This window comes from Arthrobacter sp. Z5-13 (assembly GCF_056499105.1).
Genome location: NZ_CP096460.1, coordinates 1,292,739 through 1,317,232, shown reverse-complemented (window position 1 = coordinate 1,317,232; position 24,494 = coordinate 1,292,739). Strand labels below are relative to the sequence as shown.

The following is a 24,494-nucleotide window of genomic DNA, read 5'->3' as shown; positions in this document are numbered from 1 at the left end:
ATGGGCCGGCTTGTCCCCGGGGGCTATTAGTTCACGCTTTTCTGGGAATTGGCCGGCGGTTTCGTGAAGGGAAAGCAAAAAGCTCCGGCCAGGATTTTCCGGCCGGAGCTTTTTGTGCGAACTGCAGGTTCAGCTAGTGCTGGTGGCCTGCGTGTTCTTCTTCTTCCGCAGGCTTTTCGACAACAAGGGTCTCGGTGGTGAGGACCAGTGCTGCGATGGACGCTGCGTTACGGAGTGCCGCACGAGTCACCTTGACGGGGTCGATAACGCCGGCAGCGATGAGGTCTTCGTACTGCCCGGACTTGGCGTTGAACCCGTGGTGGAGTTCTGCGTCTGCCACCTTGGCGACCACGACGTAGCCGTCGAAGCCGGCGTTCTGGGCGATCCAGCGCAGGGGCTGGACGAGGGCACGGCGCACGATGCCAACAGCAGCTGCTGCGTCACCATCGAGTGCCTGGACGGCCGGATCCTCATCCAACGCCTTCAGGGCGTGGATCAGGGCGGAACCGCCACCGGCAACGATGCCTTCTTCAAGAGCGGCACGCGTGGACGAGACAGCATCCTCAATGCGGTGCTTCTTTTCCTTCAGCTCCACCTCGGTGGCTGCGCCGACCTTGATAACTCCGATGCCACCGGCCAGCTTGGCGAGGCGCTCCTGGAGCTTTTCCTTGTCCCAGTCGGAGTCGGTGCGGGTCAGCTCGGCGCGCAGCTGGGAGACCCGTGCTGCGACGTCCTCAGCCGTGCCGGCGCCGTCGACGATGGTGGTGTTGTCCTTGGTCACTGTGATGCGGCGGGCCGTACCCAGAACCTCGAGGCCAACCGTGTCCAGGCTCAGGCCAAGCTCCGGGGACACTACCTGCGCACCGGTAAGGGTGGCGATGTCCTGAAGCATTGCCTTGCGGCGGTCGCCGAAGCCCGGAGCCTTGACGGCAACCACGTTCAGGGTGCCGCGGATGCGGTTGACGATCAGGGTGGACAGTGCCTCGCCGTCGACGTCTTCAGCAATGATGAAGAGCGGCTTGGAGCTCTGCAGTGCCTTCTCCAGCAGCGGCAGGAATTCCTGCACTGAGGAGATCTTGCCCTGGTTGATCAGGATCAGTGCGTCTTCGAGGACAGCTTCCTGGCGTTCTGCGTCAGTGACGAAGTACGGGGAGAGGTAGCCCTTGTCGAACTGCATGCCCTCGGTGAGGACCAGTTCAGTCTGGGTGGTGGAAGACTCTTCAATGGTGATCACACCATCCTTGCCAACCTTGCCGAATGCTTCAGCCAGGAGTTCGCCAACCTCGTCGCTCTGCGCCGAGATGGCTGCAACGTTGGCTACCTGGGTTCCCTCGACCGGCCGGGCGTTCTCGAGCAGACGGGCGGCGACGGCCTCGACAGAGACCTCGATGCCGCGCTTGATCTGGCCGGGGGCAGCGCCGGCAGCAACGTTGCGCAGGCCTTCCTTGACCAGGGCCTGTGCCAGTACGGTTGCGGTGGTGGTGCCGTCACCGGCGACGTCGTTGGTCTTGGTAGCGACTTCCTTGGCCAGCTGGGCACCAAGGTTTTCGTAAGGGTCATCCAATTCGACTTCGCGGGCGATGGTCACGCCGTCGTTGGTGATAGTGGGAGCTCCCCACTTCTTGTCCAAAACAACGTTGCGGCCGCGCGGGCCCAGCGTCACCTTGACGGTATTGGCGAGCTTATCGATGCCGGCTTCGAGCGACCGGCGGGCAGCGTCATTAAACGCAAGCTGCTTTGCCATGGTTGTGTCCTTTCAAAGACAGAAACCCCGCGCCGCTGAGCGTCAGACAAGTCAGACGAGCCAGCTGCGCGGGGTCCAGGAGTTACTTAACGACGATCGCCAGAACGTCGCGGGCGGACAGCACGAGGTACTCGGTGCCGCTGTGCTTGACTTCGGTTCCGCCGTACTTCGAGTAGATTACGACATCGCCTTCAGCGACATCGAGGGGAACGCGGTTGCCGTTGTCGTCAAAGCGGCCGGGGCCTACTGCAACAACTTCGCCTTCCTGCGGCTTCTCCTGTGCGGAGTCCGGGATGACCAGGCCGGAAGCCGTGGTCTGCTCGGCTTCGAGCGGGCGGACAACAATACGATCCTCAAGAGGCTTAATAGAGACCGACACTCGGACCTCTCCTTTTCGTCAGCAAATTCATGGACAGTAAAACTGTGCCTTTGGCTGGCAAACCGTCGTCGCGGGTGCCGGCAGCAGCCGGGCTGGCAGTTCTTCATGTGTTAGCACCCTCCTAGGGAGAGTGCTAATGAAGACTCTATGTAACCGTTAGCACTCGGTCAAGGCGAGTGCCAGAATTTCGTCGCGGGTGAACACACTGGGAAACGTTCAGGCAACGGTTAGGAGTCCGCCAGGTCGTCAAATCCAAGGTTCTCACCGTTGTCTTCCCTGTTCTGCTGCGAGTTAAGGCTGCGGAACAAAACAATGGCTGCGGCGATAGCTGTTGCTGCCGAGGCGATGAGGACAACGACGCCGCCGACGCGGACAGCTGAGTACAGCTCCCGGATATCCCTGGCTTCGTCGCCGGGATCATTGATGTTCTTGCCGCCCACCGAGTACACGGTGGCGTTGAAGGAATCGAGCGCGAAGATGATGACCAGCAGTGCAAGGCTGATGACGGCGACAGCAGCTGCCGCTATCAGGGCCGGCCGGGCGTACTTCACGATGCCGTCGGCGTTAATTTGGTTGTTTGCAGCTGCCTGCTGTTCTTCATGCTCTTCCATGTCTTCAACCCTAGCGGGGACACCGGCGAGTCATGGCCTCCACTAGGGTTGATTGCATGGCTGACGCAACACAGGACCTTATTGCCCCACTGCTGACCAGCGAGGGGTGGGAGCTGCTTGCTTCACTGGGTCCCTACCGGGAAGCGGAGGCTTTCCAGCAGAATGCGGCGCTGAGAAAAGCCGGGCACTCGCCTGCCCTCGTCTCAGCCGTCCTTACCCAGTCGCGCCTTCGCACCAAGGCGGAGGGCAAATTCGGTGAGTTTGCCCGTCAAATGATCTTCACACCGGCCGGGTTGGAACAGTCCACCCGCCTCCCGGTTGCCGCGCGCCACGCAGAACGGTACCTCAAGGCGGGCATCGAACATGTGGCCGACCTCGGCTGCGGTCTTGGTGCGGACTCCATGGCCCTTGCATCGCTGGACATTCGCGTTACTGCCGTGGAGCAGGATGAAACCACTGCAGCCTGCGCCACTATGAACCTTATTCCGTTCCCGAACGCCAGCGTGGTCCATGCCGACGCCACCACACTCTCCCTTGAAGGCATCGACGGCGTGTGGATGGATCCGGCGCGCCGCACGACCTCCACTTCGGGAACCCGGCGGATCTGGGACCCGGAGGATTTCTCACCTCCACTCTCTTTCGTTGAATCCCTTGCCAAATCGGGCCGCTCTGTTGGTGTCAAGATGGGACCCGGCATCCCGCATGACTCTGTACCGGCCGGATGTGAAGCCCAGTGGGTATCGGTTGGCGGAGACGTCACGGAAGTGGCCCTCTGGTTCAACGCCGTGCGCCGGCCTGGAGTCCGCCGCGCCGCCCTGCTGCTGGGAGCCCAGGGGGCTGCGGAAATTACCAGCGAGGAAGATTTCGACGGCGGTCCGGTAGCCCCTGTGGGGCCGGTCGAAGGCTACCTCTATGAACCTGACGGTGCCGTCATCCGCGCAGGTCTAGTAGCCGACGTCGCGCTTGAACTCGATGGCCATCTGGTGGACGAGCACATTGCCTACATCTGCGCAGCGGATCTGAGGGATACACCTTTTGCCCGCGCCTACAGGATTCTCGAAGTCATGCCGTACAACGTCAAAGCTTTGAAATCGTGGGTAAAAGATAACGGCATCGGCGTGCTGGACATCAAAAAGCGGGGCACCTCCGTAACACCTGAAGAACTCCGCAAGCAGTTGCTCCCCGGTGGCAAGTCCTCAGGAAGGAACGCCTCCAAGAAGTCGGCAACCCTGGTTCTCACCAGGATCGGCGAGGACCGGGTGGCCATCTCTGTGGAGCCAGTCCAGGTGCCTTAGCCCGGCTCGACGCGCAGGTTTACTGCGCCCGCATGAACTCCTCCGCTGCCCGAACCTGGGCATCTGTGGGCCTGATTCCGGTGTAGAGCACAAACTGCTCCAACGCCTGGATGGTGGCTACCTCTGCCCCCGTAATAACCGTCTTACCGGCCGCTCTCCCTGCTGCAATCAACGGCGTTTCCGCCGGTAACGCGACGACATCGAAAACCACCTTTGCAGCATCAATCGCCCGAGGCGGGAATGACAGACCGTTCGCCTCCGCTCCCCCGGCTTTACCTCCTGCCATACCAACGGGTGTGACGTTGATGATCATTTCCGCCTTGCCTGCCCCATTGGTCCCCCTCGTCGGACCGTCGCTATCCCCATCCGCCTGTGCCTGCCAGCTGAAGCCGTAAAGCTCCGCCAGCGAGCGCCCCGAGGCCTCGTTCCGGGCAACGATGGTCACGTCCCGGAAGCCGGCGTCACGGAGGGCAGCCGCCGTGGCCTTCGCCATGCCTCCTGACCCTTTGAGCAGCACTGAGTAGTCGCTAGGGACCTCGTTTCGCTGCAGCAACTGTTCGATGGCCGCGTAGTCGGTGTTGTACGCCGTAAGCCTGCCTGCGTCGTTGACGATGGTGTTGACCGAGTCAATGGCCTTCGCGGAAGGATCCATGACGTCAATCAGCTCGATGACATCTTCCTTATAGGGCATGGAGATGGCGCAGCCCCTGATGCCCAGCCCGCGAACACCCGCGATCGCCTGGCCCAGATCCGTGGGGGCAAACGCCTTGTAGATCCAGTTGAGGCCAAGCTGCTCATACAGGTGGTTATGGAAACGCGTCCCGTTATTGCTCGGCCGGGCCGACAGCGAGATGCATAAGGTCATGTCTTTATTCAAAATGGGCACAGCACCATTAAACCGCCAGCACTGGCGGGCTTTCCGTTCCGCCTCTTCCCCGCCCTCGTTCCTCGGGCGGGGACCCCTGAGGCGTCTCTTAACTCATTTCAGCCCTGGCGGGCTTTCCGTTCCGCCTTTTCCCCGCCCTCGTTCCTCGGGCGGGGACCCCTGAGGCGTCTCTTAACTCATTTCAGCCCTGGCGGGCTTTCATTCGCGGATTCTTTTTGTTGATGACGAATGTTCTTCCTCTTCGGCGGACGATTTGGGCGCCCGGGATCTTTTTCAGGGCGCGCAGTGAATTCCTGACCTTCATATCTCTCCTTCAATGGTTGTCACCGGCAATGTGCCGGCATTTTTACAGACTGCTTTCCAGCTCCCAGGGATCCTCAAGGGTGGCGAAGTCCTGGGCCATCTCTTCGTCAGTCAACTGGCAGGCATCAAGCAGGGAGCGGATCTCGCCGCCGTCGATGTCTTCATCGCGGCCAGTAACCGCCACCACCGTGCTCCGGTCACCGAACTTCGGGTGCCAGGCAAGCACGGCCTCGGCGTCGGCCGTGTTGTTAGAGAGTCCCTCTTCCTGGTCCGCCATCCAGCGGCCGGTATTTTCCAGCCAGACACGGGGACCGATGCCCATCAGGCCGATCCTCTGGGCCGGAGCGGACGCCATCCAGAGCCTTCCCCGCAGCCAATGTGATCCTGCGGCCAGTCGAGGCAGCGCCTCCCGGAAACGTTCTGGATGAAGGGGCCGCTCAACACTGTGCAGCACGGTGCAGAAATCCCCGGAGCGGTCCCGGACAGGAACCCGGACGGCACCGAGCCGTGAGCGTGATACGGCTTCCAGCCTGTCGTAGCAGCGGGGACGGAAGTCGTCCTGAGCCTCCACAAGAACGGCATGGGGTGCCAGTTGCGTCATAAGTTGAATGCCGGAGTGCCAGTCGCTTGATTCCTTGTCCACGCTGCCGGCGAGTTGGGCGCCGAGGCCGGCTTGGACCATCACGGTGTCCACATGAGCGAATTCGGCGATCAGGAACTCTCCGCTGGTACGGTCATCTCCCCGCGCCGACGTGAATCCGGATTCGAAGAGTGTGTGCCTGTCCCAGATCTGGTGCTCGAGTTCGGCCGGATCGACCGCGAGCACGGCATTGTCAATAAAGATGTTGGCACCAAGCCGCGCGGTCAGCTCTGCAACCACCAATCCCGTGGCAACTCCGGGCGGTAGGCCGAGTACCACATGGGTGCAGTCCGTCTCCATCAGCCGCTCCACCGTGGGCACCACGTCGAGCCGGACGGTGCAGCTGAGGCAGCCATGCTCCAGCGGTGTCTCTGCCCGCTCGATCAGAACACCGTTCCGAAATATCCGGCGCAGTACAACGTACCCCTCAAGGAGATCATGATGCACCACTACGGAATTTGTATGGGTCTCCCCCAAGCGGAAGGTTGCTTCCTGACGGCACTGGGTATCGAGGGAACTGACAAGGGATAAATGCATTCCCCGAGCTTAGATGACAATCATTCTCATTAGCAACTGGCTGCAGTTAGGGGCACCCAGAACCCCTCGGATAAGTTCCGACGTCGACCGGCAGCTTTCCGGGTGCTGCAGCCTTGCCGGTGAGGACCGCAAGCAGTGCGTCAAAAGCGCCTGGCGTGCGCCCGTACAGAGCGATCCGAGTGGCGGCCGTTGATGAAGCCAGGGGCCAGGGTGCGTCGAGGGAGACGGCGACGTCGGCTTTAACAGGCCCTGCACCAAAACCCATGAGGCCGACCGTTGGGCCAGTTCCGATGGTGACTCCGGCGCTCGCTGCGGCTTTCGCAAAGCGCGCACGGTCCGCTTCCGAACCTCCGGCCAGCATGACACCGCCGTGGATGATTGGTCCCTGGCAAGGACCAGAAAGTACAGTGACCGCAGCCGCCGAAAGTTTCCGTGACAGATCTGCGCTGCTGCCCGGGCCGGGTGCCGGCGGAACGGCTGTCCGTCCGCGCCAGATCATCATTGTTGCAACCCGCTGGGCGGCCTCATCCAGTCGTTCCTTGGCGAGCGAGCCATTTTCCACGGCCGCAACAATGGCGTGATGGGAGGCCTCAACGTCGGATGGCATCAGCAGGAGATCCGCGCCTGCCGCCAAAGCCTTGGGCGCAGCGGAACCGCCCGGAAACTGTTTCTGAATAGCCTCCATGTTCAGGGCGTCGGTAACCGCAACTCCCTTGAATCCAATGCTGCGCAGTACTGTGTAGGTTGCTTTGGACACCGATGCAGGCATACCGGGTTCCAGGGCAGGCACGGCGATGTGCCCCGTCATCACCATGGGAACGCCGGCAGCAATACCCGCCTTGAACGGCAACCAGTCCCTTGACTCCAGCTGCGCTGTGGTGGCGGCCTGAACGGGAAGATCCAGGTGCGAGTCGACCGTAACGGACCCATGGCCGGGAAAATGCTTGATGGCCGGAAGCACCCCTGCGGCCAGCATGCCCTGGGAAAAGCCGACAGACATTTGGCCGACTGTTTCAGGGCTCCCTGATATTGAGCGTGACCCGATGGTCGGATCCGTCGGGCCTATGGTGACGTCGGCGTCGGGAGCAAAATCCACGTTGAATCCCAGCCCCGCCAGTTCACCCGCCAGCGAGCGCCCGGCGTCGGAAGCCAAGGAGGGATCTCCGGCAGCCCCGTAGCTCATGGGCGTAGGCCATTCGGTGAGTGGTGAGCGGAGCCTGGACACCAGGCCCCCTTCCTGGTCGACGGCGATCATCCCCGGCCACTTCCGGCCGTCGGCCATAGCGGCCTTCTGCAGGTCCGCGGTGACCTTGCCCATGGCTGGCGCATCGACCTGCCCGTCGGGAGTCCCTGGCACATTGTCCGCCATGACTATGGAGCCCGCGAGATGCAGCCGCTCAATCGCGGCCGTCTGGGCACTATGGTCCAGGCCCTGGTAGAACGGCAAAAGAACCTGGCCCGCCTTCTGGCTGACCGTCATAGCAGACACCGCTGCAGACGCGGCGTCCGAATCCTTCTGCCCGGGGCCCCATCCCAGTTGTTCACCGCCCGGTGAGTCAGTGGCGGACGGAGGTGCCGCCGTCGTCGATTCCGGAGCCGATGGTGAGGCGGTGGCAACGGGAGCCGACGAACCGGCGGATGGGGACGGCGTCTCGCCTCCGGTGGGCGCAGGCGTGCAGGCGGCAGTCAACAGGACGGTCGCGAAAATTATCGTCAGGGTTCCTGTGGCAGAACCGCTGGAACGAGCATTCCTTGGAGCATCAGGGTAAATGCTGCCATTCCGAAGGGGGCCGATGTGAAAACTGTCACGTGCGCTTTGAAACCAGGCCATCATACCGATGCTACCCCTGCACTAGACTTGAGGCACGGTTGCCCGCTCTGGGGGAGGCAGCGGGCAACGGCAGGTAAAACGTAAAGGGACCACATGAAGATTGATTTTGCTGCCTCCAGGCAATCAACTCTTGGAGTGGAATGGGAGCTTGCGCTCGTCAACGCTGAAACCGGCGAACTGGCCTCTGTGGCCAATGAGGTACTGCGCGGTGTTGCCGCCAATCACCCGGAACTGAATGACGACGACGAACACCCGCACATCAAGCAGGAGCTTCTGCTGAACACGGTGGAGCTCGTGACCGGCATCTGTGAGACGGTGGCCCAGGCAAAAGAAGACCTCAGCAGTTCCCTCGCCGCAGTACGCGAGGTCACCGACCCCATGGGCGTGGAAGTCTTCTGCGCGGGAAGTCACCCATTCAGCCCTCCGCAGCTTCAGCCCGTCACCGACAAGGCCCGCTACGCCAAGCTGATCGATCGCACCCAGTGGTGGGGCAGGCAGATGGTGATCTACGGCGTCCACGTCCACGTTGGCCTGGAACGTAAGGAAAAAGCCCTTCCCGTTGTGGACGGCCTGGTCAACTATTTCCCTCACTTCCAGGCGCTCTCTGCCTCAAGTCCGTTCTGGGGCGGCGAGGATACCGGTTACGCCTCCCACCGGGCCCTGATGTTCCAGCAACTTCCCACCGCGGGCCTTCCGTTCCAGTTCTCCACCTGGGATGAATACGAATCGTATGTGCAGGACATGTTCACGACGGGGGTCATCGACACCATCTCGGAAATCCGCTGGGACATACGCCCCGTGCCGAATCTGGGAACCATCGAGATGCGGATCTGCGATGGCTTGGCGACGCTTGAGGAAGTGGGGGCCGTGGCTGCCCTGACCCAGTGCCTCGTCGACGAATTCTCCACCACTCTTGATAACGGCGGCACCATTCCCACCATGCCTCCGTGGCACGTCCAGGAGAACAAATGGCGGGCGGCCCGGTACGGCATGGACGCCATCATCATCCTGGACGCCAAGGGCAATGAACAGCTGGTGACCGACCACCTCCTGGAAACACTCAATCGGCTGGAACCTGTCGCCGCTAAGCTCCGTTGCGCGGATGAGCTGGCCGACGTCGAAAAGATCATCCGCAGGGGCGCCGGCTACCAACGGCAGCGCCGTGTGGCGGCCGAAAACGGTGGGAATCTGCAGGCTGTGGTCCTGGACCTCGTGAAGCAGATGAGGAACGGACCCACAGCCTGAAGGGGAGCCGTTTGGGGGCAAAGAATTAGTTCACGACCGGTGTAACCAAAGTCCCGGAAACGGAAACTTCAAGGGTGTGGCACGATGCCATGCAGGGTTCGATCCGGGGGAAATACTGTATGCCGCGTAAGTTGTTCTGTGAGTTGTCGCCGTTGACGTACTGGATATCGGTACAGCGGATGGTCCTCCACCGAAAGCTCCAGGACGTCTTTTCCGAGGCAAAGTTCGCCGCTGTCAGAGGTGGCGAAACGCTGCCGGTGGTTGTCTACCGGCACAACTCCCTGATCCGCAGGAAGCTCGGCAACGTGGACCTGCGCTTTCAGGAGAATAAAGCCGTCAGCCTCGGAATCGCCGCACCGTTGGTGAACCGCGTGGAGATCAGGCCCGGCGAGACGTTTTCGTTCTGGAATCTGGTGGGAAGCTGCACAGCCACCAAAGGCTATCGCGAAGGTCTCACCATCAATAACGGCCGGGCTGAGTCAGGGATCGGCGGCGGGCTGTGCCAGTTCACAAACCTCCTGCACTGGATGGTCCTTCACAGCGAACTGACCATTGTGGAACACCATCACCACGGCGAACTGGACCTGTTCCCTGACTTTAACAGGCAGATCCCCTTCGGATCCGGGACGTCCATCATCTACAACTACCTCGACTACCGCGTCCGCAATGACACCGACCAGAGCTTTCAGTTCTTGGTATCTGTCACCGATGAGCACCTGTGCGGCGAGCTGCGGGCGGAGAAGGTCCCCGCGGTGAAGTTCCATATCAAAGAAGAAGATGCCTACTTCCAGGAGTCCGGCGGGCAGGTTTTCCGGCACAACAGGATTGTCCGGCTGACCAGGGATAAACGGAGCGGCCTGATCGTCTCCAGAGAGCAGATTCTGGAAAACAATGCGCTGGTGGTCTACGACCGGGATCTCATTTCAGCGGACATCCTGCCACAGGAAGCAATCGTGCGTCCCGAGGCTTACAACACCCTCGTCTAGGCCGAAATGGTGGTGACCGGCATGGATGAATCCGGCGCGAAAGCTATCCCGCTGGGTCCGATGCCGGCCATCATGAGCTGGGCTCCGAGGGCTGCCACCATGGCGCCGTTATCGGTGCAGAGTTCCAAGGGAGGGACGTGCAGCGTAATCCCTGCAGCGATGCAACGTTCACCGGTCAGCTGCCGAAGCCGGGAATTGGCGGCCACTCCCCCGCCAAGAAGCAGGCTGGTGATGCCGTTCTCCCGGCAGGCAAGGACAGCTTTGGACGTGATCACATCCACCACTGCCTCCTGGAAGGCTGCCGCGACGTCCGCAACGGGAACGGCCTCCCCACGTGCCTCAAACTGTTCAACGCAGCGCGCGACGGCGGTCTTAAGGCCGCTGAAGGACCAGTCGTACCGGTGGGGGCCGGGTTCCTCGGCCGTGCCCATATACTTCGGCTGGGTCAGTCCCCGTGGGAAGCGGATTGCCTTGGCGTTTCCGGTTCGCGCGATCTTGTCGATGGCCGGTCCTCCCGGGTAGCCCAGTCCGAGTAGCCTCGCCACTTTGTCGTAAGCTTCTCCGGCTGCGTCATCGATGGTGGAGCCGAGCATCTCCACGTCGTCGGTGATGCTCCTGATCCGAAGTATTTCAGTGTGACCCCCGGAAACCAGCAGGGCTCCAAGATTCTGCGGAAGGTCTCCTCGCCTTTCACCGTCAGCCTCCAGCACGCCTACTCCTACGTGCGCCACCAGGTGGTTGATGGCATACAGGGGTTTGCCGGTGGCCACGGCGAGCGCCTTCGCAGCGCAGACCCCCACCATGAGTGCCCCGGCCAGGCCCGGACCGGCAGTGACCGCGACGGCGTCGACCTCGTCCAGGGTGACACCCGCCTCGGCGAGTGACTGCTGGAGGGTGGGAACAAATGCGTCGAGATGGGCCCGGGAAGCAATCTCAGGTATCACGCCGCCAAACCGGACATGTTCTTCCATGGAGGACGACACCGTATTACTCAGCAGGGTGGCTCCCCGCACAATGCCGACGCCGGTCTCGTCGCAGGATGATTCGATTCCAAGGACCAACGGCTCATTGCCGTTCATGGGCGTTCTGCTTCCGTTGTGGGCGCTGTTTCCGAAAGTTGGAGCCGCATGATCAGGGCGTCCACGCCGTCCCGGTAGTACCGGGGCCGGACGTGGATCTGCTCAAAACCGAAGCGGATGTAGAGCTGCTGGGCGCGGGGATTGTCGGCCCGGACCTCGAGCAACACGTCTTCTGCATTCCGGCGGCGGCTTTCCCCGATCAACGCGGTTAGCAAGGCCGAGCCGATACCCTTGCCTTCCTGCTCCGGGATCACCGCGATCGTCTGGACATCAGCTATGGGCTGGATGCACATGAGCCCGGCATAACCCACGATGGTTCCTGCCGTTTCCGCGACCAGATAGTGGCGGGTGTCTGACTGGCCCAGTTCGTCGACGAACATCTGCAAGGGCCAGGCGTCCACAGGAAAGAGTCTGCGTTCAAGCTGGTGTACTGCAGGAATGTCCTCTGCTGTCATTTCCCGCAAAATCACATTGTCCGCGTCCTCATAGCCCCCACTCATAACGCACGCTTCCGGGGGCCCGGGACCTGGGCATCGGACTCGCGCAGGTAAAGCGGCGTGGAATCCTGCAGTTGCCCGCCTGCAGCCAAACGGGCAAGGGCAAATTGCCCCAGAAAGAGTGCATCCGGTTGCTCCGAGCTGAAGTCAGCATTGGCCCGGAGGGCGTCCGGGTACAGCCCGGCTCCGGCGCCATAGGCGGGGAGATCAGGAACGTCCGCCGCGAAGCCTACGTGGGGACCGTCCACGAGTTGGGGCAATTGCCCTTGTTCCAGCGTGTAGCGGGCCCAATACACCTCTTTGCGCCGGGCATCGGTGGCCACGATGAACTCCGGGGCAGCCTCAGTTGATTCAGCCACCTCCAGGGCCACCGCATCCAGGCTCATCATCCCGTAAAGCGGCTTTTGCCAGACGAAAGCCAGGGTCCGCGCCGTGGCGATACCGGAACGCAGCCCCGTAAACGGCCCTGGTCCCACGCCGGTGACGATGGCGTCAATATCAGAGCCGGTAATGCCTGCGTCGGCAAGCATCCGGTTAATGCCTGGCGCCAGAACCTCGGCGTGGCTTCGCGTGTCTTCGGTGGAGAAGTTGCCCACCACGCCTTCCATGGCAACATCGGAAACCAGGGCGGCACTGGCCACAGCCGAGGTGTCAATGGCAAGGATCAGCATCAGGAGATTCCTTCCGCGGTGCCCGGCCACGACGGTTGCCGGGTCCACCGTGGCCCAAACCCACGGATCACTATGGTTCGTGGTTCGTCGTCGTCCTCCGGAGCGAAATCGAGGACACCGGGTTCCGCGTCAGCCGGACGGGGACTCTCCGGTGAGCTGCTGTCACGGGGAAGTCCCGCGGAGCCAAGCCGGCGATGGAGTTCAATCTCAAGCCGGCTCTCACTCAGGTGCTCTACCCGCTCCCTCCCCCATTCCACGACTGTCACGGAGTTGTCCATCGTGTTCTCGAGGTCGATGTCATCTATCTCCGACGCGGATTCCAGCCGGTACGCATCCACGTGTACCAGGTCCGGTCCGCCCGGCCGAGGCCCCTCCGGCAGGTTGGGATGGATCCGGACCAGCACGAAGGTGGGGGAAATAATTCCTGCCCGGACCCCAAGGCCCTCGCCCAGTCCTTGCGTAAAAGTGGTCTTCCCGGCCCCGAGTTCGCCGGTAAGGACAAGGAGGTCCCCCGCCTCGAGAACCGAGCCCATAGCGCTGGCAAGCTGGTGAGTCTGTTCGGCGGTTTCCACGTGGAACGTCTGTTCCCACTGAGCTGAGTCCCATTCAGCTGAGTCGGGCCGTTCCGGTTCGGGTAGCTGGCCCTGTTCAGCGCTCACGGCGTCGTCTCTTCGTTGATGTATCGTCGCGGCACCCGCGGACTTATTCTTGTCACGATCTCGTAGTTGATGGTTCCGGCTGCACGCGCCCAATCATCCGCGGTGGGACCGCCGTCGTTCCCCTCCCCGAACAGAACCGCCTCGCTTCCCAGCCGACTGTCCCCGCCCGCCGCTACATGCAACGGTCCAAAGTCCACCACCATCTGATCCATGGCGATAGTGCCCACCACCGGATACGTCACGCCGTCAATGCGGACAGGGCCTCCCGTGGCAACGCGGGGAACGCCGTCGGCATAACCCAGCGGGATGAGTCCGAGCGTGCTGGCATCTTCCGTACGGTACCGAAGTCCGTAGGAAACTCCCTGGTGGGCCGGCACGTCTTTGCAATGTGCCACCAGGGTGCGGACAGTCATGGCGGGCCGGAGCCCCAGCTCCGCCGAAGTCTGACCTCTGAAGGGGGAAAGCCCGTAGACGCCGAGCCCCACTCGCACCAGATCGAAGTGGGTATCGGGACGGGACAGCGCGGCGGGGGTGTTGGCAAGATGCCTTATTTCCGGATCCACTCCGGCATCCTCGGCGACGGCCAAGGCATCGCGGAAGGCTGCAAGCTGTTCATCAGTTTCGGGCCGCTCCGGTTCGTCCGCCACGGCCAAGTGTGAGAAGATTCCAGCCACCCGCAGCAGGCCCTCGTCCTGGTATTCGACGGCTGCGCCCACAAGTTTGTCCCAAGACTCGATGGTGGCGCCGTTACGCCCGAGGCCGGTGTCCACCTTCAGGTGAACCCTGGCGGGCCGCTCCTGATCCCTGGCTGCGGCCACGATGTTGTCCAACTCCCAGCCTGAGCAGCCGATATCTATTCCGGCAGCAACAGCTGCAACGAAGTTGGTTTCGCGCGTGTGCAACCAGGCGAGTATTGGCGCGTCGATGCCGGCAGCCCGGAGGGCCAAAGCCTCAGAGACGTGCGCAACTCCCAGCCATTGTGCTCCAGCCGCGAGCGCGGCCCTCGCCACGGGAACAGCACCATGGCCGTAGGCGTCCGCTTTCACCACCGCCATGACCCGTGCAGGAGAAGCCACAGCTACCAGTCGCCTCACGTTGTGCCGGATCGCCTCAAGATCGATCACGGCGGACCGCTCGTCGCTCGCGTTGGGGGAAGCATACGGCGCCGGTGCAGGGCCGCCTGCTGCTGGATAAGTCACCCTAGTGATTCTAGTAGCGGCCGGACGAGTCGCTTAATTGGCTGCCCGAATTGGCCGCCGGGCCGGCTGGGTCAGGCGTCGGAGAGGTGCGCGATGGTGGCCGTCGCGCGGCGCTGGGCCTCCGGCGGGACATCCCGGACGATCTCCTCAAGGAATTTGTACCGCCTCAGCCACTGACTCCCTTGCCGCTCGGGCCGCGCGTTTGCCTTCTTCCACCAGTCAGCGATGTCTCCCCAGCCAGGTGCGGCCAGGGACCCACCCACCTGCTGTACGGCCAGCGCAGCGCAGAGGTTGGCAAAACGAAGCCGGTTACCCAGTGGCCATCCGGCCAGGCATCCCACCACGAACGCTGCACCAAAGCAGTCACCGGCGCCGGTGGGATCAAGGGCGGGTACCGGCAGGGACGGCACCCATTCCTCTTCGCCGGTCTCGGAATCCACGGCCATTGCGCCTTGCGGTCCGAGGGTCACCACCGCAACAGGAACCCGGTCAGCCAAGGAATACAGTGCTGCCCAAGGATCACGTTTGCCGGTGAACGCCATGGCCTCCCGCTGGTTGGGCATAAAGGCGTAAAAGTACTTCAGGTTGTCCAGCCTGCTGGGCAGCCAGGCCCCGCTCGGATCCCACCCCACATCCCCGAACAGCTTGACGCCGGCTCCCTGGGCTGCGAGGGCCCAGGGCTCCATTTCCTCGGCGAGGTCGGTGACGGCGGCAAGGGCGGGCGGTGGGTGTCCAATCAGGTCCGACGACGTCAGTGGTGCGGGGTGTCCGTGCGTGACCATGGACCGGTCCTCCTGCACGCCGAGGGAAACAGTGACCGGCGAATGCCAGCCGGGAATCCGCCGGGAGAGGGACAGGTCCACGTGTTCCTGCCCTGCCAGGATTTTCCAGTTGTAGTCCCCGTACCCGTCATCCCCGAAGGCCGCGGCCAACCCTGTCCGGAGGCCTAGCCTCGCGGCCGCTATGGCCTGGTTGGCAACGCCGCCCGGGCAGCTTCCCATGCCGTCGCTCCAAACTTCCGTGCCTGGCTCCGGTGCATGCGGCAAGCCGGTGAAAATGATGTCCTGAAAAACCGTGCCGGAAAGCAGCAAATCGAAACCATCTGCCCCAGGGGTACGGACACTGGACAGCGGATCGAACCGTCGTGCGGGAATAGCGTCCATGTCCGGCAGACTACGCTGTGACGCTACAGCTGCAAAGGGGGAGGCATAGACTGCTGGTCATGCGGCTTATGATTGCCGGCGGCGGCGGTTTCCGTGTGCCCCTGGTCTACCGTGCATTAGCCTCCGGCCCCTTTTCCGGTCTGGTCCGGGAACTGGTGCTGTACGACGTCGACCCTGCACGGCTGGAAGCAATGGAAGCAGTGCTCGCTGCTATGGCGGCCGGAGCATCCTCAGCCTCCGGCGGCCAGCCCACAATCCGTACCACCACCTCTCTGCCTCAAGCCTTGAGCGGCACGGACATGGTATTCGCTGCGGTCAGACCCGGCGGCACAGCAGGGCGGGTAGCCGACGAACGCGTCGCACTTGAGCTGGGTCTCTTGGGGCAGGAAACCACTGGAGCTGGCGGGATTTCCTACGCCCTCCGGTCCATTCCGGCCATGCTGGAACTGGCCGAGTCGATGCGGCAGCTCGCTCCGGAAGCCTGGCTAATCAATTTCACCAATCCCGCAGGAATGGTTACGGAGGCTCTGAGGCCTATCCTGGGCAACCGCGTGATCGGCATCTGCGACTCCGCCAGCGGCCTGGTCCGGCGCGCAGCCGAAGCTGCCGGAGCACCCCTTCCTGAGGGAAAGCTCGACGGCGTGGGCTACTACGGGTTGAACCATCTGGGCTGGCTGTACCGGCTGGAGTCCGGTGGCCGGGACCTGCTGCCCGAGCTTTTATCGGACCCTCAGGCATTGGCGGGCTTCGAGGAGGGGAGGCTCTTCCCGCAGCCATTCCTGGCGCAGCTGGGCTGCCTGCCCAACGAGTACCTCTTCTACTACTACGACACTGCCAAGGCCGTTGCGGCCATGCGCTCAGCTGAAGGTACCCGAGGCGAATCCATCGACAGCCAGCAGCGGAACCTCTACCCGCGCCTTGCCGCAGCAGGACCGGAGGCCTACTCCCTGTGGGACGCAGCCCGCCGCTCACGCGAAAAAGGGTACCTGGCTGAGGCCCGTCCTGAGGGCGAGGAACGCGACGCCGAGGACCTCAACGGCGGCGGCTACGAGCGGGTCGCGCTCTCCGTGATGCGGGCGCTCGCAGGAGCGGGAAACGCAGAACTCATCCTGAATACGTCCAACGCTGCCAACATCGCCGGCGGCACTTACGGCGCCAAGCCCGCTGCCGACGGAAGCACAGCGTTATCCGCGATTCCCGGCCTCCCACGTGACGCCGTCGTCGAGGTTCCGTGTGTTGTAAGCCCCGAGGGCGCCGAGCCTATACCGCAGAGCGTCCCCCAGGATTCGCAGCTATCCCTGATGCTCCTCATCAAGCAGGTAGAAAGACTGACCATTCGCGCCGCAACCCTTGGGGACCGCGATGCTGCCGTCGCCGCGTTTGCCGAGCATCCGTTGATCGCATCAGAGAGCCTGGCGTCGGAGTTGCTGAACGGCTACGAAAACGCCTTCCCGGCTTTGCGGGACGGCTGGCGGTAGGGCGGTACCGTAAGGGGGCGCCGCTAGAGCTTGCGGAACATGACGTGAAGCCCCACCAGGCCGTCCTTCGGGTGGTTAAAGGCTTCGGGGATGGTAGCCAGTACCTCGAACCCGAGGCTCTGCCAGGCTTTCACCGCCCTCGTGTTGCTCTCGACGACGGCGTTGAACTGCATGGCCCGGAAGCCGGCCTCACGGGCTGCTTCCAGCGAGTAGGTGCAAAGGGCCCGTGCCACGCCCTTGCCGCTGTGGTCCGGATGCACCATGTAACCGGCATTGGCCACATGGCTTCCAGCGCCGCCGTAGTTGGGGTGCAGCTCGCCGGTTCCTACTACGGTGCCGTCCTGGACCGCGACGAAGGTCTGTCCTGGTGGCTGCTTGAACCAGACATCCTTCGCCTTTCCCTCGGTGGTGTCACGCTCCCAGGTGTAGGTCTCACCTGCGCGGATGATCGGCTCCATAATGGTCCAGATTCCGGGCCAGTCGTCCTGGGTTGCGGGGCGGATACTGAAGGGGTCTGATTCTGCTGATTCTGCTGATTCTGGTGTTCGGCTCACACGCGCCACGTTAGCAGCCGGTCCAGGCTGCAATTGGGCCCGGTGTACAGGAGTAGTGTTTTATCGAGTGCTGTTGGAAAGGCCGAAAGGAGAGCCGTGACCCTGATTCGGCGTGTCGCGTTCCTGTCGTTGCACACCTCTCCGATGGAACAGCCCGGCTCCGGGGACGCCGGCGGCATGAACGTGTACGTCCGTGCGCTGGCTTCAGCCTTGGCGGCGGCTGGTGTGGAAGTGGAGATCTTCACCCGATCCACCTCTGCCCGACAGCCCGCCGTCGAACATCCCGATCCGGGTGTCTGCGTCCACAACGTGATTTCCGGCCCGCCGCGCAAGCTCCCCAAAGAGGATCTTCCCGAATTGCTGCACAGCATGGTCGCCGAAATCGAACGGATTCGCGAGCGCCAGCCGCACGGCCGTTACGACATCATCCACTCCCACTACTGGGTGTCGGGAGTGGCTGGCCTGGAGCTCTCCCAGTTGTGGAATGTCCCTTTGGTGCACACCATGCACACCATGGCCAAGGTCAAGAACCTGCTCCTGCATTCCGGGGAAAAGCCTGAGCCGAGGCGCCGCGAGGACGGCGAACACCGCATTGTCGACGGCGCCACCCGGCTGATTGCCAACACCGCCCACGAAGCTTCTGAGCTGGTCTCCCACTACAACGCCGATTTTGACCGCATCGATGTTGCCCCGCCCGGCGTCGATCTGACTGTCTTTACCCCGGCGTTCCGGAGCCGTTCCCGCAAGGAGCACGGCGTGCATCCCGACACCTTCCATCTGCTGTTCGCCGGCCGCATCCAAAGGCTCAAGGGTCCACAGATTCTACTGAAGGCGGCCACGCTTTTGCGGACCCGGCGTCCGGACATCGATTTGCGGCTGACCATACTCGGGTCATTGAGCGGGTCAAAGGACTTTGACCTGAAGGCCCTCATCAAGGCGGCAGGAATGGACGACGTCGTCACGCACCGTCCGCCGGTCAACGCAATGGACCTCGCCGGGTGGTACCGCTCCGCCGACGTCGTGGTGATGCCGTCGTACAGCGAGTCCTTTGGGCTGGTGGCGCTGGAAGCCCAGGCCTGCGGAACGCCCGTGGTGGCAACGAAAGTGGGCGGTCTCTCCCGGGCTGTCTTTCATGGCAGGACCGGACTGCTTGTTGAGGGTCACAGCCCTGCAGACTGGGCCGACGTCCTTGAAGCTCTCTACGACGACCCCACCACCCGTGAGGATATGGGGCGGGCGGCAGCGCTGCATGCTGAAAGCTTCGGCTGGCAACGCACTGCGGCCATTACGCTGGAGAGCTACCACGCCGCCGTCGAGCAGTATCTTGGACACCAGCAGGTCCCGGCGGGCCGAGCCACATCCTAGCCACTCCTAGCCACTCCTAGCCGAAGGACGACGATGTCTGAGAAAAAGGTGATGAGCGATCTCGAGATCGCCCGGCACGCGACCATGCGCCCTATCGGGGAGATTGCGGCAGCGGCGGGGATCAACGACGAAGCGGTCGAGGCCTATGGCCGGTATAAAGCCAAGATTGATCCATCCCGGCTTGCTGCCTCTGAAGCGCGCGGGAAGGTGGTGTTGGTCTCGGCGATGTCGCCCACTCCAGCGGGTGAAGGAAAGTCCACCACCACAGTGGGTTTGGCGGACTCCCTGGCACGCGCCGGCCACAAAGTGATGATTGCCCTGCGCGAACCGTCGCTGGGACCGGTCCTGGGGATGAAGGGTGGGGCTACCGGCGGCGGATACTCCCAGGTCCTGCCGATGGACGAGATCAACCTGCATTTCACTGGCGACTTCCATGCCATCACCTCGGCGAATAACGCGTTGATGGCGCTGGTGGACAACCACATCTTCCAGGGCAACGAACTGAACATCGATCCCCGCAGGATGACGTTCAAGCGGGTGCTGGACATGAATGACCGCTCGCTGCGCGAAGTGGTGATTGGACTTGGCGGCCCGGTCCAGGGCGTTCCGCGGCAGGACGGATTCGACATTACGGTGGCCTCGGAAATCATGGCCGTCTTCTGCCTCGCCACGGACCTGACGGATTTGAGGGAACGCCTGGGCCGGATCACTTTTGGATACACCTATGAGCGCCAGCCTGTGACCGTGGCCGATCTCGGGGTTCAAGGCGTGCTCACCCTGCTCCTCAAGGAAGCCATCAAGCCCAACCTGGTGCAAACCATCGCCGGTACTCCTGCCATGGTCCACGGCGGCCCGTTCGCCAACATTGCCCATGGCTGCAACTCACTGATTGCCACCCAGACTGCCCGGCGCCTCGCCGACATCGTTGTTACCGAGGCAGGTTTCGGCGCCGACCTCGGGGCTGAAAAGTTTATGGATATCAAGGCCAGGGTAGGTGATGTGGCCCCGTCAGCAGTGGTGGTGGTGGCCACCATCAGGGCACTGAAAATGCATGGCGGAGTACCCAAGGAGAGCCTGACTGCACCGAACCTTGAGGCGTTGGCGGGCGGCGTCGCCAATCTCCAGCGTCACGTTCACAATGTGGAGAAGTTCGGGCTGACACCCGTGGTGGCGGTCAACAAGTTCGCGACGGACACGGACGAGGAACTCGACTGGTTGCTGGACTGGTGCGCGCAGGAAGGGGTGCCGGCCGCCGTCGCAGATGTATGGGGCCGCGGCGGTGGCGGAGACGGCGGTGACGATCTGGCAGCCAAGGTGGCGGCGGCCCTCGACGTTCCGCACACTTTCCGGCATCTGTACCCGCTGGAGTTGTCGGTGGAGGAGAAGATCCGCACCATTGTGCAGGAGATGTACGGGGCCGACAGCGTCGACTTCTCGGTACCGGCCCTCAAGCGGCTGGCGGAGATCGAGAAAAACGGCTGGAGCGGCCTGCCCGTCTGCATGGCCAAGACCCAGTACTCCTTCAGTGATGATGCTTCACGGATGGGGGCGCCAAAGGGCTTTGTCATTCATGTGCGCGATCTCCTGCCCAAGACCGGAGCTGGCTTTATCGTTGCCCTCACCGGTGCCGTCATGACAATGCCCGGGCTCCCCAAGGACCCCGCAGCGCTGCGCATGGACGTCGACAACGACGGCAACCCGGTAGGGCTCACCTGACCCGCCCCCAACCCTCCCTCACCTCCCGCCGCCCTAAACCCAACCCTCCCTCACCTCCCGCCGCCCTAAACCCAACCCTCCCTCACCTCCCGCCGCCCTAAACCCAACCCTCCCTCACCTCCCGCCGCCCCCTGCCAAGGCTGTGGATAACTTCTGCGCGGAACGCTCAAGGCGGGGTAACAATTCCCTTATGCAAAAAACCAACCTGCCGGGCGACCTTGGAACGATGCCCTTCACTCTTGAATCTGCGTTGGAGTTGGGCGTCAAGGAGAAGAGATTGCGGAACTCTGATGTGGCACACATCAGCCGGGGCTTGTACCGCCCTCTGAACTGGGACTTTGACCTGGAGGCAGCGGCGCGAGCCCTGTCTGCCGCGTCACCGGGCGCTTGGATCTCCCACGTCACTGCGGCGCGAATAAAGTGTTTGATTCTGCCGCCTTGGCTTGCCGACTCAACTGAACTCCACCTGAGCAAGCCGAGGTCACTTCCCGAGGTCCGGCGGAAAGGTGTCATGGGCCATACAGTCCTCGCTTGGGACGATGAAATCGAGGTGAAAGACGGGATTCGAATCAGCACTCCATCCCGAACCTGGCTGGACATGGCCAGAAGGGTGTCCCTTGATGACCTCGTATGTATGGGAGACCAGCTGGTCAGAATTCCGCGTCTGCATTTTGAAGGGCGCTCCCAGCCGTTCGACACATTGGAAGGTCTGCGCTCTCTCGTGAACCGCCACCCGAACCTGCAGGGGGTTGTGCACGCCAGGGAAGCCCTGGAGTTGATGCGGGTGGGGGCCGATTCAGGCCCCGAAACGCTGCTTCGCCTGGCGATTTTGGACGCGAGATTACCGGAACCTGAGCTTCAGCTGGCTTTAAGGCAGGAGGACCCGGACTCGCCTACTTCCGACCTCGGCTATCGCCAGCGCCGATTAGCGATCCAGTACGACGGCGGTCATCACCTTGAGGAGCCACAGAGACTGAGTGACAGACGGCGGGATAGAGCATTCGAAGCCGCTGGCTGGGACGTACTGATCTTCGATAGAGACGATCTAAGTGACAGATTCCAGAAAGCCGTCGTCAAAATCCGCAGGGCACTGCGCACCGGTCGGCTCGACCATCCGGCTGCGTCCGGATTTGTCGACGCGATGTGAGGGAGCGTCACCCAACAACCCGCGAAACGTGAGGGAGCGTTTGTCGGAGGAACGGCGAACGCTCCCCCACCTGCGAAAGGTGAGGGAGCGCCAGCGAAAAACCCGCGAAACGTGAGGGAGCGTTTAGGCTTAGCGCTCGAGGTCTCCGCGGATGAAGGCCTCCACCTTTTCACGGGCGAGGTCATCGTTGAACTGTTCCGGAGGAGACTTCATGAAGTAGCTCGAAGCGGAGAGAAGCGGGCCGCCGATACCACGGTCCAAGCCAATTTTTGCGGCGCGGATGGCATCGATGATGACGCCGGCAGAGTTCGGCGAGTCCCAAACCTCCAGCTTGTACTCCAGCGAGACAGGGGCATCTCCGAAGTTACGTCCCTCGAGGCGCACGAAAGCCCATTTACGGTCGTCGAGCCACTGGACGTAGTCCGACGGGCCAATGTGCACGTCCTTGGCAGCAAGTTCGGCCTCAACGTTGGAGGTCACGGCCTGGGTCTTGGAAATCTTCTTGGATTCCAGGCGGTCCCGTTCCAGCATGTTTTTGAAATCCATGTTGCCGCCGACGTTCAGCTGGTAGGTGCGGTCCAGGGTAACGCCGCGGTCTTCGAAGAGCTTGGCCATCACGCGGTGGGTGATGGTGGCACCGATCTGGCTCTTGATGTCGTCGCCCACGATCGGCACGCCGGCTGCCGCAAACTTCTCAGCCCATGCCTTAGTGCCGGCAATGAAGACGGGGAGGGCGTTGACGAAGCCCACTCCGGCGTCGATGGCGCACTGGGCGTAGAACTCAGCGGCTTCCTGCGACCCGACCGGCAGGTAGCAGACCATAACGTCCACTTTGGCGTCCTTCAGTGCCTGGACAACGTCCACGGGCTCTGCCGGCGACTGCTCGATAGTCTCGAGATAGTACTTGCCGAGCCCGTCAAGAGTGGGGCCGCGCTGTACGGTCACGCCTGAGGGCGGCACGTCTGCGATCTTGATGGTGTTGTTCTCGCTGGCCAGGATCGCGTCAGCAAGGTCGACGCCGACCTTCTTGCCATCGACGTCGAAAGCAGCCACGAACTGAACATCATTGACGTGGTACTTTCCGAACTCCACGTGCATCAGACCCGGAATCGTCGTCTGGGGGTCGGCATCCCGATAGTACTGAACACCCTGGACCAGTGACGCGGCGCAGTTGCCTACACCGACGATTGCAACACGAATGGGATTTGAAGACACGGAACTCCTTTGAGAACAAACGTCACGCACCCTGCGCCGGTCCTGCCCTGATGCGGAACGGCGGCTGATGGGCACAACGCCATGCGGCGCCCTTGCAGTCTATCCAATGGTGCCGTCGCTTCGCTCCTTGCGGCCCCGGCAATGCCGCCTGTGTTACAGACAACTGTTGCCTCCCATCCCGCAGGATGGGAGGCAACAGTGTCTCAACTGGCAAGCGAGCCACTCAGCTCCGAGACGTACTGCCCCGGTACTGGTTACGCCTTCAGAGCCGCGCTAATGTCAGATTCGACGGCGAACTGGTCAATCGCTGCCAGCTCCTCCTCCGTAAAGCCGAGGTTGTTGATGGCGGACAGCGTGTCTTCAAGCTGCCTGACACTGGAAGCACCGATGAGAGCTGAGGTGACAGGAGTTCCCTTCGGCTGGTCACGGAGAATCCAGGCGACGGCCATTTGGGCGAGGGTCTGGCCTCTCTCGGCAGCGAGGCCGTTTAGCCCGCGGATGCGATCCAATTTGTCTTCGGTGATCGCCGCCCCGGAGAGGAAGCGTTCCTTGGCTGCTCGCGAGTCAGCGGGGATGCCATTGAGGTAGCGGTCCGTCAGCTGGCCCTGCGCCAACGGCGAGAAGGCGATGGAGCCTGCGCCCACCTGTTCCAGAGCCTCGTACAGGTTTGGTGTGCCGTTCTCAGTCCAGCGGTTCAGCATCGAGTAGCTGGGCTGGTGGATCAGCAAGGGCGTGCCGAGTTCCTTAAGGATGGCCGCGGCCTGAATGGTCTGTTCCGGGGTGTAGGAGGAAATACCCGCGTACAAGGCTTTTCCTGAGCGCACTGCATAGTCCAATGCACCCATGGTCTCTTCCATCGGCGTTTCGGGATCGGGACGGTGACTGTAGAAGATATCCACGTAGTCCAGGCCCATGCGCTGCAAGGATTGGTCCAGGCTGGACAGCAGGTATTTGCGGGAGCCCCACTCGCCGTAAGGGCCGGGCCACATGAAGTAGCCGGCCTTTGTCGAGATGATCAGCTCATCGCGGTAAGGCTTGAAATCGTCCTGCAGGTGCCGGCCAAAGTTGGTTTCAGCCGTTCCGTCCGGCGGGCCATAGTTGTTGGCCAAGTCGAAATGGTTCACGCCCAGGTCAAAGGCCCGGCGAAGAATGGCACGCTGTTCGTCGAAGCGCTTGTCATCGCCAAAGTTGTGCCACAGGCCCAAAGAGATGGCCGGAAGTTTGAGGCCGCTGCGTCCAACGCGGCGGTACGGCATGGATTCGTAGCGGTCTTCCGCAGCGGAATAAGTCATAC

General features: G+C 62.4%; 24 protein-coding genes. 8 read left to right on the top strand and 16 right to left on the bottom strand.

All coding sequences use genetic code 11. The features are described from left to right. Nucleotides 1-133: 133 nt before the first annotated feature. The 3 genes from groL to M1E02_RS06280 form a co-directional block, all read right to left on the bottom strand. Nucleotides 134-1,744, bottom strand: a complete 1,611-nt coding sequence (groL, locus tag M1E02_RS06290; protein WP_479377247.1) for a chaperonin GroEL — start codon at nucleotides 1,742-1,744, stop codon at nucleotides 134-136. A gap of 82 nt (nucleotides 1,745-1,826) precedes the next feature. Next, nucleotides 1,827-2,123, bottom strand: a complete 297-nt coding sequence (groES, locus tag M1E02_RS06285; protein ID WP_050054380.1) for a co-chaperone GroES — start codon at nucleotides 2,121-2,123, stop codon at nucleotides 1,827-1,829. Between the two features lie 227 nt (nucleotides 2,124-2,350). Continuing rightward, entirely contained in the window at nucleotides 2,351-2,734 is a 384-nt protein-coding gene (locus tag M1E02_RS06280) for a hypothetical protein (protein WP_479377246.1), read from the bottom strand. A 56-nt stretch (nucleotides 2,735-2,790) separates the two neighbouring features. On the opposite strand from M1E02_RS06280, the gene M1E02_RS06275 reads away from it, so the two are divergent. After that, nucleotides 2,791-4,029: a THUMP-like domain-containing protein gene (locus M1E02_RS06275; protein WP_479377245.1), complete on the top strand. Its 1,239-nt coding sequence runs from the start codon at nucleotides 2,791-2,793 to the stop codon at nucleotides 4,027-4,029. A 19-nt stretch (nucleotides 4,030-4,048) separates the two neighbouring features. On the opposite strand, the gene M1E02_RS06270 is transcribed toward M1E02_RS06275, so the two are convergent. The 4 genes from M1E02_RS06270 to M1E02_RS06255 all read right to left on the bottom strand — a co-directional run bounded on the left by M1E02_RS06270 (nucleotide 4,049) and on the right by M1E02_RS06255 (nucleotide 7,875). Next, on the bottom strand, nucleotides 4,049-4,894 hold the full coding sequence (locus tag M1E02_RS06270) for a shikimate 5-dehydrogenase (RefSeq protein ID WP_479377244.1): 846 nt from the start codon (nucleotides 4,892-4,894) through the stop codon (nucleotides 4,049-4,051). A gap of 202 nt (nucleotides 4,895-5,096) precedes the next feature. Next, complete coding sequence (ykgO, locus tag M1E02_RS06265) at nucleotides 5,097-5,219, bottom strand: type B 50S ribosomal protein L36 (protein WP_011693081.1); 123 nt, start codon at nucleotides 5,217-5,219, stop codon at nucleotides 5,097-5,099. A gap of 42 nt (nucleotides 5,220-5,261) precedes the next feature. Next, nucleotides 5,262-6,395 carry a GTP-binding protein gene (locus M1E02_RS06260; protein ID WP_479377243.1) on the bottom strand — a complete coding sequence of 378 codons (1,134 nt, stop codon included), beginning with the start codon at nucleotides 6,393-6,395 and terminating at the stop codon, nucleotides 5,262-5,264. 46 nt (nucleotides 6,396-6,441) lie between these two features. Then, nucleotides 6,442-7,875: a glycoside hydrolase family 3 protein gene (locus M1E02_RS06255; protein WP_479378081.1), complete on the bottom strand. Its 1,434-nt coding sequence runs from the start codon at nucleotides 7,873-7,875 to the stop codon at nucleotides 6,442-6,444. A 79-nt stretch (nucleotides 7,876-7,954) separates the two neighbouring features. On the opposite strand from M1E02_RS06255, the gene M1E02_RS06250 reads away from it, so the two are divergent. From M1E02_RS06250 to M1E02_RS06240, 3 genes are all read left to right on the top strand, one after another. Beyond that, the gene (locus M1E02_RS06250) at nucleotides 7,955-8,164 is read left to right on the top strand and encodes a hypothetical protein (protein ID WP_479377242.1); all 210 of its coding nucleotides are present in this window, start codon (nucleotides 7,955-7,957) and stop codon (nucleotides 8,162-8,164) included. A 155-nt stretch (nucleotides 8,165-8,319) separates the two neighbouring features. Next, nucleotides 8,320-9,471: a glutamate--cysteine ligase gene (locus M1E02_RS06245; RefSeq protein WP_479377241.1), complete on the top strand. Its 1,152-nt coding sequence runs from the start codon at nucleotides 8,320-8,322 to the stop codon at nucleotides 9,469-9,471. A 119-nt stretch (nucleotides 9,472-9,590) separates the two neighbouring features. After that, nucleotides 9,591-10,457 carry a VanW family protein gene (locus M1E02_RS06240; RefSeq protein ID WP_479377240.1) on the top strand — a complete coding sequence of 289 codons (867 nt, stop codon included), beginning with the start codon at nucleotides 9,591-9,593 and terminating at the stop codon, nucleotides 10,455-10,457. On the opposite strand, the gene tsaD is transcribed toward M1E02_RS06240, so the two are convergent. From tsaD to M1E02_RS06210, 6 genes are all read right to left on the bottom strand, one after another. Continuing rightward, on the bottom strand, nucleotides 10,454-11,536 hold the full coding sequence (tsaD, locus tag M1E02_RS06235; protein ID WP_479377239.1) for a tRNA (adenosine(37)-N6)-threonylcarbamoyltransferase complex transferase subunit TsaD: 1,083 nt from the start codon (nucleotides 11,534-11,536) through the stop codon (nucleotides 10,454-10,456). The genes M1E02_RS06240 and tsaD overlap by 4 nt on opposite strands. Beyond that, complete coding sequence (gene rimI / locus M1E02_RS06230; RefSeq protein WP_479377238.1) at nucleotides 11,533-11,991, bottom strand: ribosomal protein S18-alanine N-acetyltransferase; 459 nt, start codon at nucleotides 11,989-11,991, stop codon at nucleotides 11,533-11,535. The genes tsaD and rimI overlap by 4 nt, the downstream gene beginning before the upstream one ends. Nucleotides 11,992-12,032: 41 nt before the next feature. Continuing rightward, a complete protein-coding gene (tsaB, locus tag M1E02_RS06225; protein ID WP_479377237.1) occupies nucleotides 12,033-12,704 on the bottom strand; it encodes a tRNA (adenosine(37)-N6)-threonylcarbamoyltransferase complex dimerization subunit type 1 TsaB in 672 nt (223 codons plus the stop codon). Then, a complete protein-coding gene (gene tsaE / locus M1E02_RS06220; RefSeq protein ID WP_479378080.1) occupies nucleotides 12,704-13,276 on the bottom strand; it encodes a tRNA (adenosine(37)-N6)-threonylcarbamoyltransferase complex ATPase subunit type 1 TsaE in 573 nt (190 codons plus the stop codon). The genes tsaB and tsaE overlap by 1 nt, the downstream gene beginning before the upstream one ends. Before the next feature lie 83 nt (nucleotides 13,277-13,359). After that, the gene (alr, locus tag M1E02_RS06215; RefSeq protein WP_479377236.1) at nucleotides 13,360-14,562 is read right to left on the bottom strand and encodes an alanine racemase; all 1,203 of its coding nucleotides are present in this window, start codon (nucleotides 14,560-14,562) and stop codon (nucleotides 13,360-13,362) included. Nucleotides 14,563-14,633: 71 nt separating this feature from the next. Then, a complete protein-coding gene (locus M1E02_RS06210) occupies nucleotides 14,634-15,725 on the bottom strand; it encodes a carbohydrate kinase family protein (RefSeq protein WP_479377235.1) in 1,092 nt (363 codons plus the stop codon). A 59-nt stretch (nucleotides 15,726-15,784) separates the two neighbouring features. Here M1E02_RS06210 and M1E02_RS06205 point away from each other — a divergent pair, with 59 nt between their 5' ends. Next, the gene (locus tag M1E02_RS06205; RefSeq protein ID WP_479377234.1) at nucleotides 15,785-17,203 is read left to right on the top strand and encodes a family 4 glycosyl hydrolase; all 1,419 of its coding nucleotides are present in this window, start codon (nucleotides 15,785-15,787) and stop codon (nucleotides 17,201-17,203) included. Between the two features lie 23 nt (nucleotides 17,204-17,226). Here M1E02_RS06205 and M1E02_RS06200 read toward each other — a convergent pair whose 3' ends face one another. Beyond that, nucleotides 17,227-17,661 (bottom strand): N-acetyltransferase family protein, encoded by a 435-nt coding sequence (locus M1E02_RS06200; RefSeq protein ID WP_479378079.1) that lies wholly within the window; start codon nucleotides 17,659-17,661, stop codon nucleotides 17,227-17,229. A gap of 192 nt (nucleotides 17,662-17,853) precedes the next feature. Between M1E02_RS06200 and mshA the strand changes: the two genes are divergently transcribed. From mshA to M1E02_RS06185, 3 genes are all read left to right on the top strand, one after another. Continuing rightward, entirely contained in the window at nucleotides 17,854-19,122 is a 1,269-nt protein-coding gene (gene mshA, locus M1E02_RS06195; RefSeq protein WP_479377233.1) for a D-inositol-3-phosphate glycosyltransferase, read from the top strand. Between the two features lie 33 nt (nucleotides 19,123-19,155). Further along, nucleotides 19,156-20,838 carry a formate--tetrahydrofolate ligase gene (locus M1E02_RS06190; RefSeq protein WP_479377232.1) on the top strand — a complete coding sequence of 561 codons (1,683 nt, stop codon included), beginning with the start codon at nucleotides 19,156-19,158 and terminating at the stop codon, nucleotides 20,836-20,838. A 190-nt stretch (nucleotides 20,839-21,028) separates the two neighbouring features. After that, nucleotides 21,029-21,985: an endonuclease domain-containing protein gene (locus M1E02_RS06185; protein ID WP_479377231.1), complete on the top strand. Its 957-nt coding sequence runs from the start codon at nucleotides 21,029-21,031 to the stop codon at nucleotides 21,983-21,985. Between the two features lie 129 nt (nucleotides 21,986-22,114). Here M1E02_RS06185 and M1E02_RS06180 read toward each other — a convergent pair whose 3' ends face one another. After that, nucleotides 22,115-23,200 (bottom strand): inositol-3-phosphate synthase, encoded by a 1,086-nt coding sequence (locus tag M1E02_RS06180; RefSeq protein ID WP_479377230.1) that lies wholly within the window; start codon nucleotides 23,198-23,200, stop codon nucleotides 22,115-22,117. 254 nt (nucleotides 23,201-23,454) lie between these two features. Beyond that, on the bottom strand, nucleotides 23,455-24,492 hold the full coding sequence (mgrA, locus tag M1E02_RS06175; protein ID WP_479377229.1) for an L-glyceraldehyde 3-phosphate reductase: 1,038 nt from the start codon (nucleotides 24,490-24,492) through the stop codon (nucleotides 23,455-23,457). Nucleotides 24,493-24,494: the final 2 nt, after the last annotated feature.

Excerpts from the sequence above, each read along its gene's own strand:
- groL (WP_479377247.1), bottom strand. The coding sequence starts at position 1,744 with ATGGCAAAGCAGCTTGCGTTTAATGACGCTGCCCGCCGGTCGCTCGAA.
- M1E02_RS06280 (WP_479377246.1), bottom strand. The coding sequence starts at position 2,734 with ATGGAAGAGCATGAAGAACAGCAGGCAGCTGCAAACAACCAAATTAAC.
- M1E02_RS06275 (WP_479377245.1), top strand. The coding sequence starts at position 2,791 with ATGGCTGACGCAACACAGGACCTTATTGCCCCACTGCTGACCAGCGAG.
- M1E02_RS06270 (WP_479377244.1), bottom strand. The coding sequence starts at position 4,894 with ATGACCTTATGCATCTCGCTGTCGGCCCGGCCGAGCAATAACGGGACG.
- ykgO (WP_011693081.1), bottom strand. The coding sequence starts at position 5,219 with ATGAAGGTCAGGAATTCACTGCGCGCCCTGAAAAAGATCCCGGGCGCC.
- M1E02_RS06260 (WP_479377243.1), bottom strand. The coding sequence starts at position 6,395 with ATGCATTTATCCCTTGTCAGTTCCCTCGATACCCAGTGCCGTCAGGAA.
- M1E02_RS06255 (WP_479378081.1), bottom strand. The coding sequence starts at position 7,875 with ATGACGGTCAGCCAGAAGGCGGGCCAGGTTCTTTTGCCGTTCTACCAG.
- M1E02_RS06245 (WP_479377241.1), top strand. The coding sequence starts at position 8,320 with ATGAAGATTGATTTTGCTGCCTCCAGGCAATCAACTCTTGGAGTGGAA.
- M1E02_RS06240 (WP_479377240.1), top strand. The coding sequence starts at position 9,591 with ATGCCGCGTAAGTTGTTCTGTGAGTTGTCGCCGTTGACGTACTGGATA.
- tsaD (WP_479377239.1), bottom strand. The coding sequence starts at position 11,536 with ATGAACGGCAATGAGCCGTTGGTCCTTGGAATCGAATCATCCTGCGAC.
- rimI (WP_479377238.1), bottom strand. The coding sequence starts at position 11,991 with ATGACAGCAGAGGACATTCCTGCAGTACACCAGCTTGAACGCAGACTC.
- tsaB (WP_479377237.1), bottom strand. The coding sequence starts at position 12,704 with ATGCTGATCCTTGCCATTGACACCTCGGCTGTGGCCAGTGCCGCCCTG.
- M1E02_RS06210 (WP_479377235.1), bottom strand. The coding sequence starts at position 15,725 with ATGGACGCTATTCCCGCACGACGGTTCGATCCGCTGTCCAGTGTCCGT.
- M1E02_RS06205 (WP_479377234.1), top strand. The coding sequence starts at position 15,785 with ATGCGGCTTATGATTGCCGGCGGCGGCGGTTTCCGTGTGCCCCTGGTC.
- M1E02_RS06200 (WP_479378079.1), bottom strand. The coding sequence starts at position 17,661 with ATGGAGCCGATCATCCGCGCAGGTGAGACCTACACCTGGGAGCGTGAC.
- M1E02_RS06190 (WP_479377232.1), top strand. The coding sequence starts at position 19,156 with ATGTCTGAGAAAAAGGTGATGAGCGATCTCGAGATCGCCCGGCACGCG.
- M1E02_RS06185 (WP_479377231.1), top strand. The coding sequence starts at position 21,029 with ATGCAAAAAACCAACCTGCCGGGCGACCTTGGAACGATGCCCTTCACT.
- mgrA (WP_479377229.1), bottom strand. The coding sequence starts at position 24,492 with ATGACTTATTCCGCTGCGGAAGACCGCTACGAATCCATGCCGTACCGC.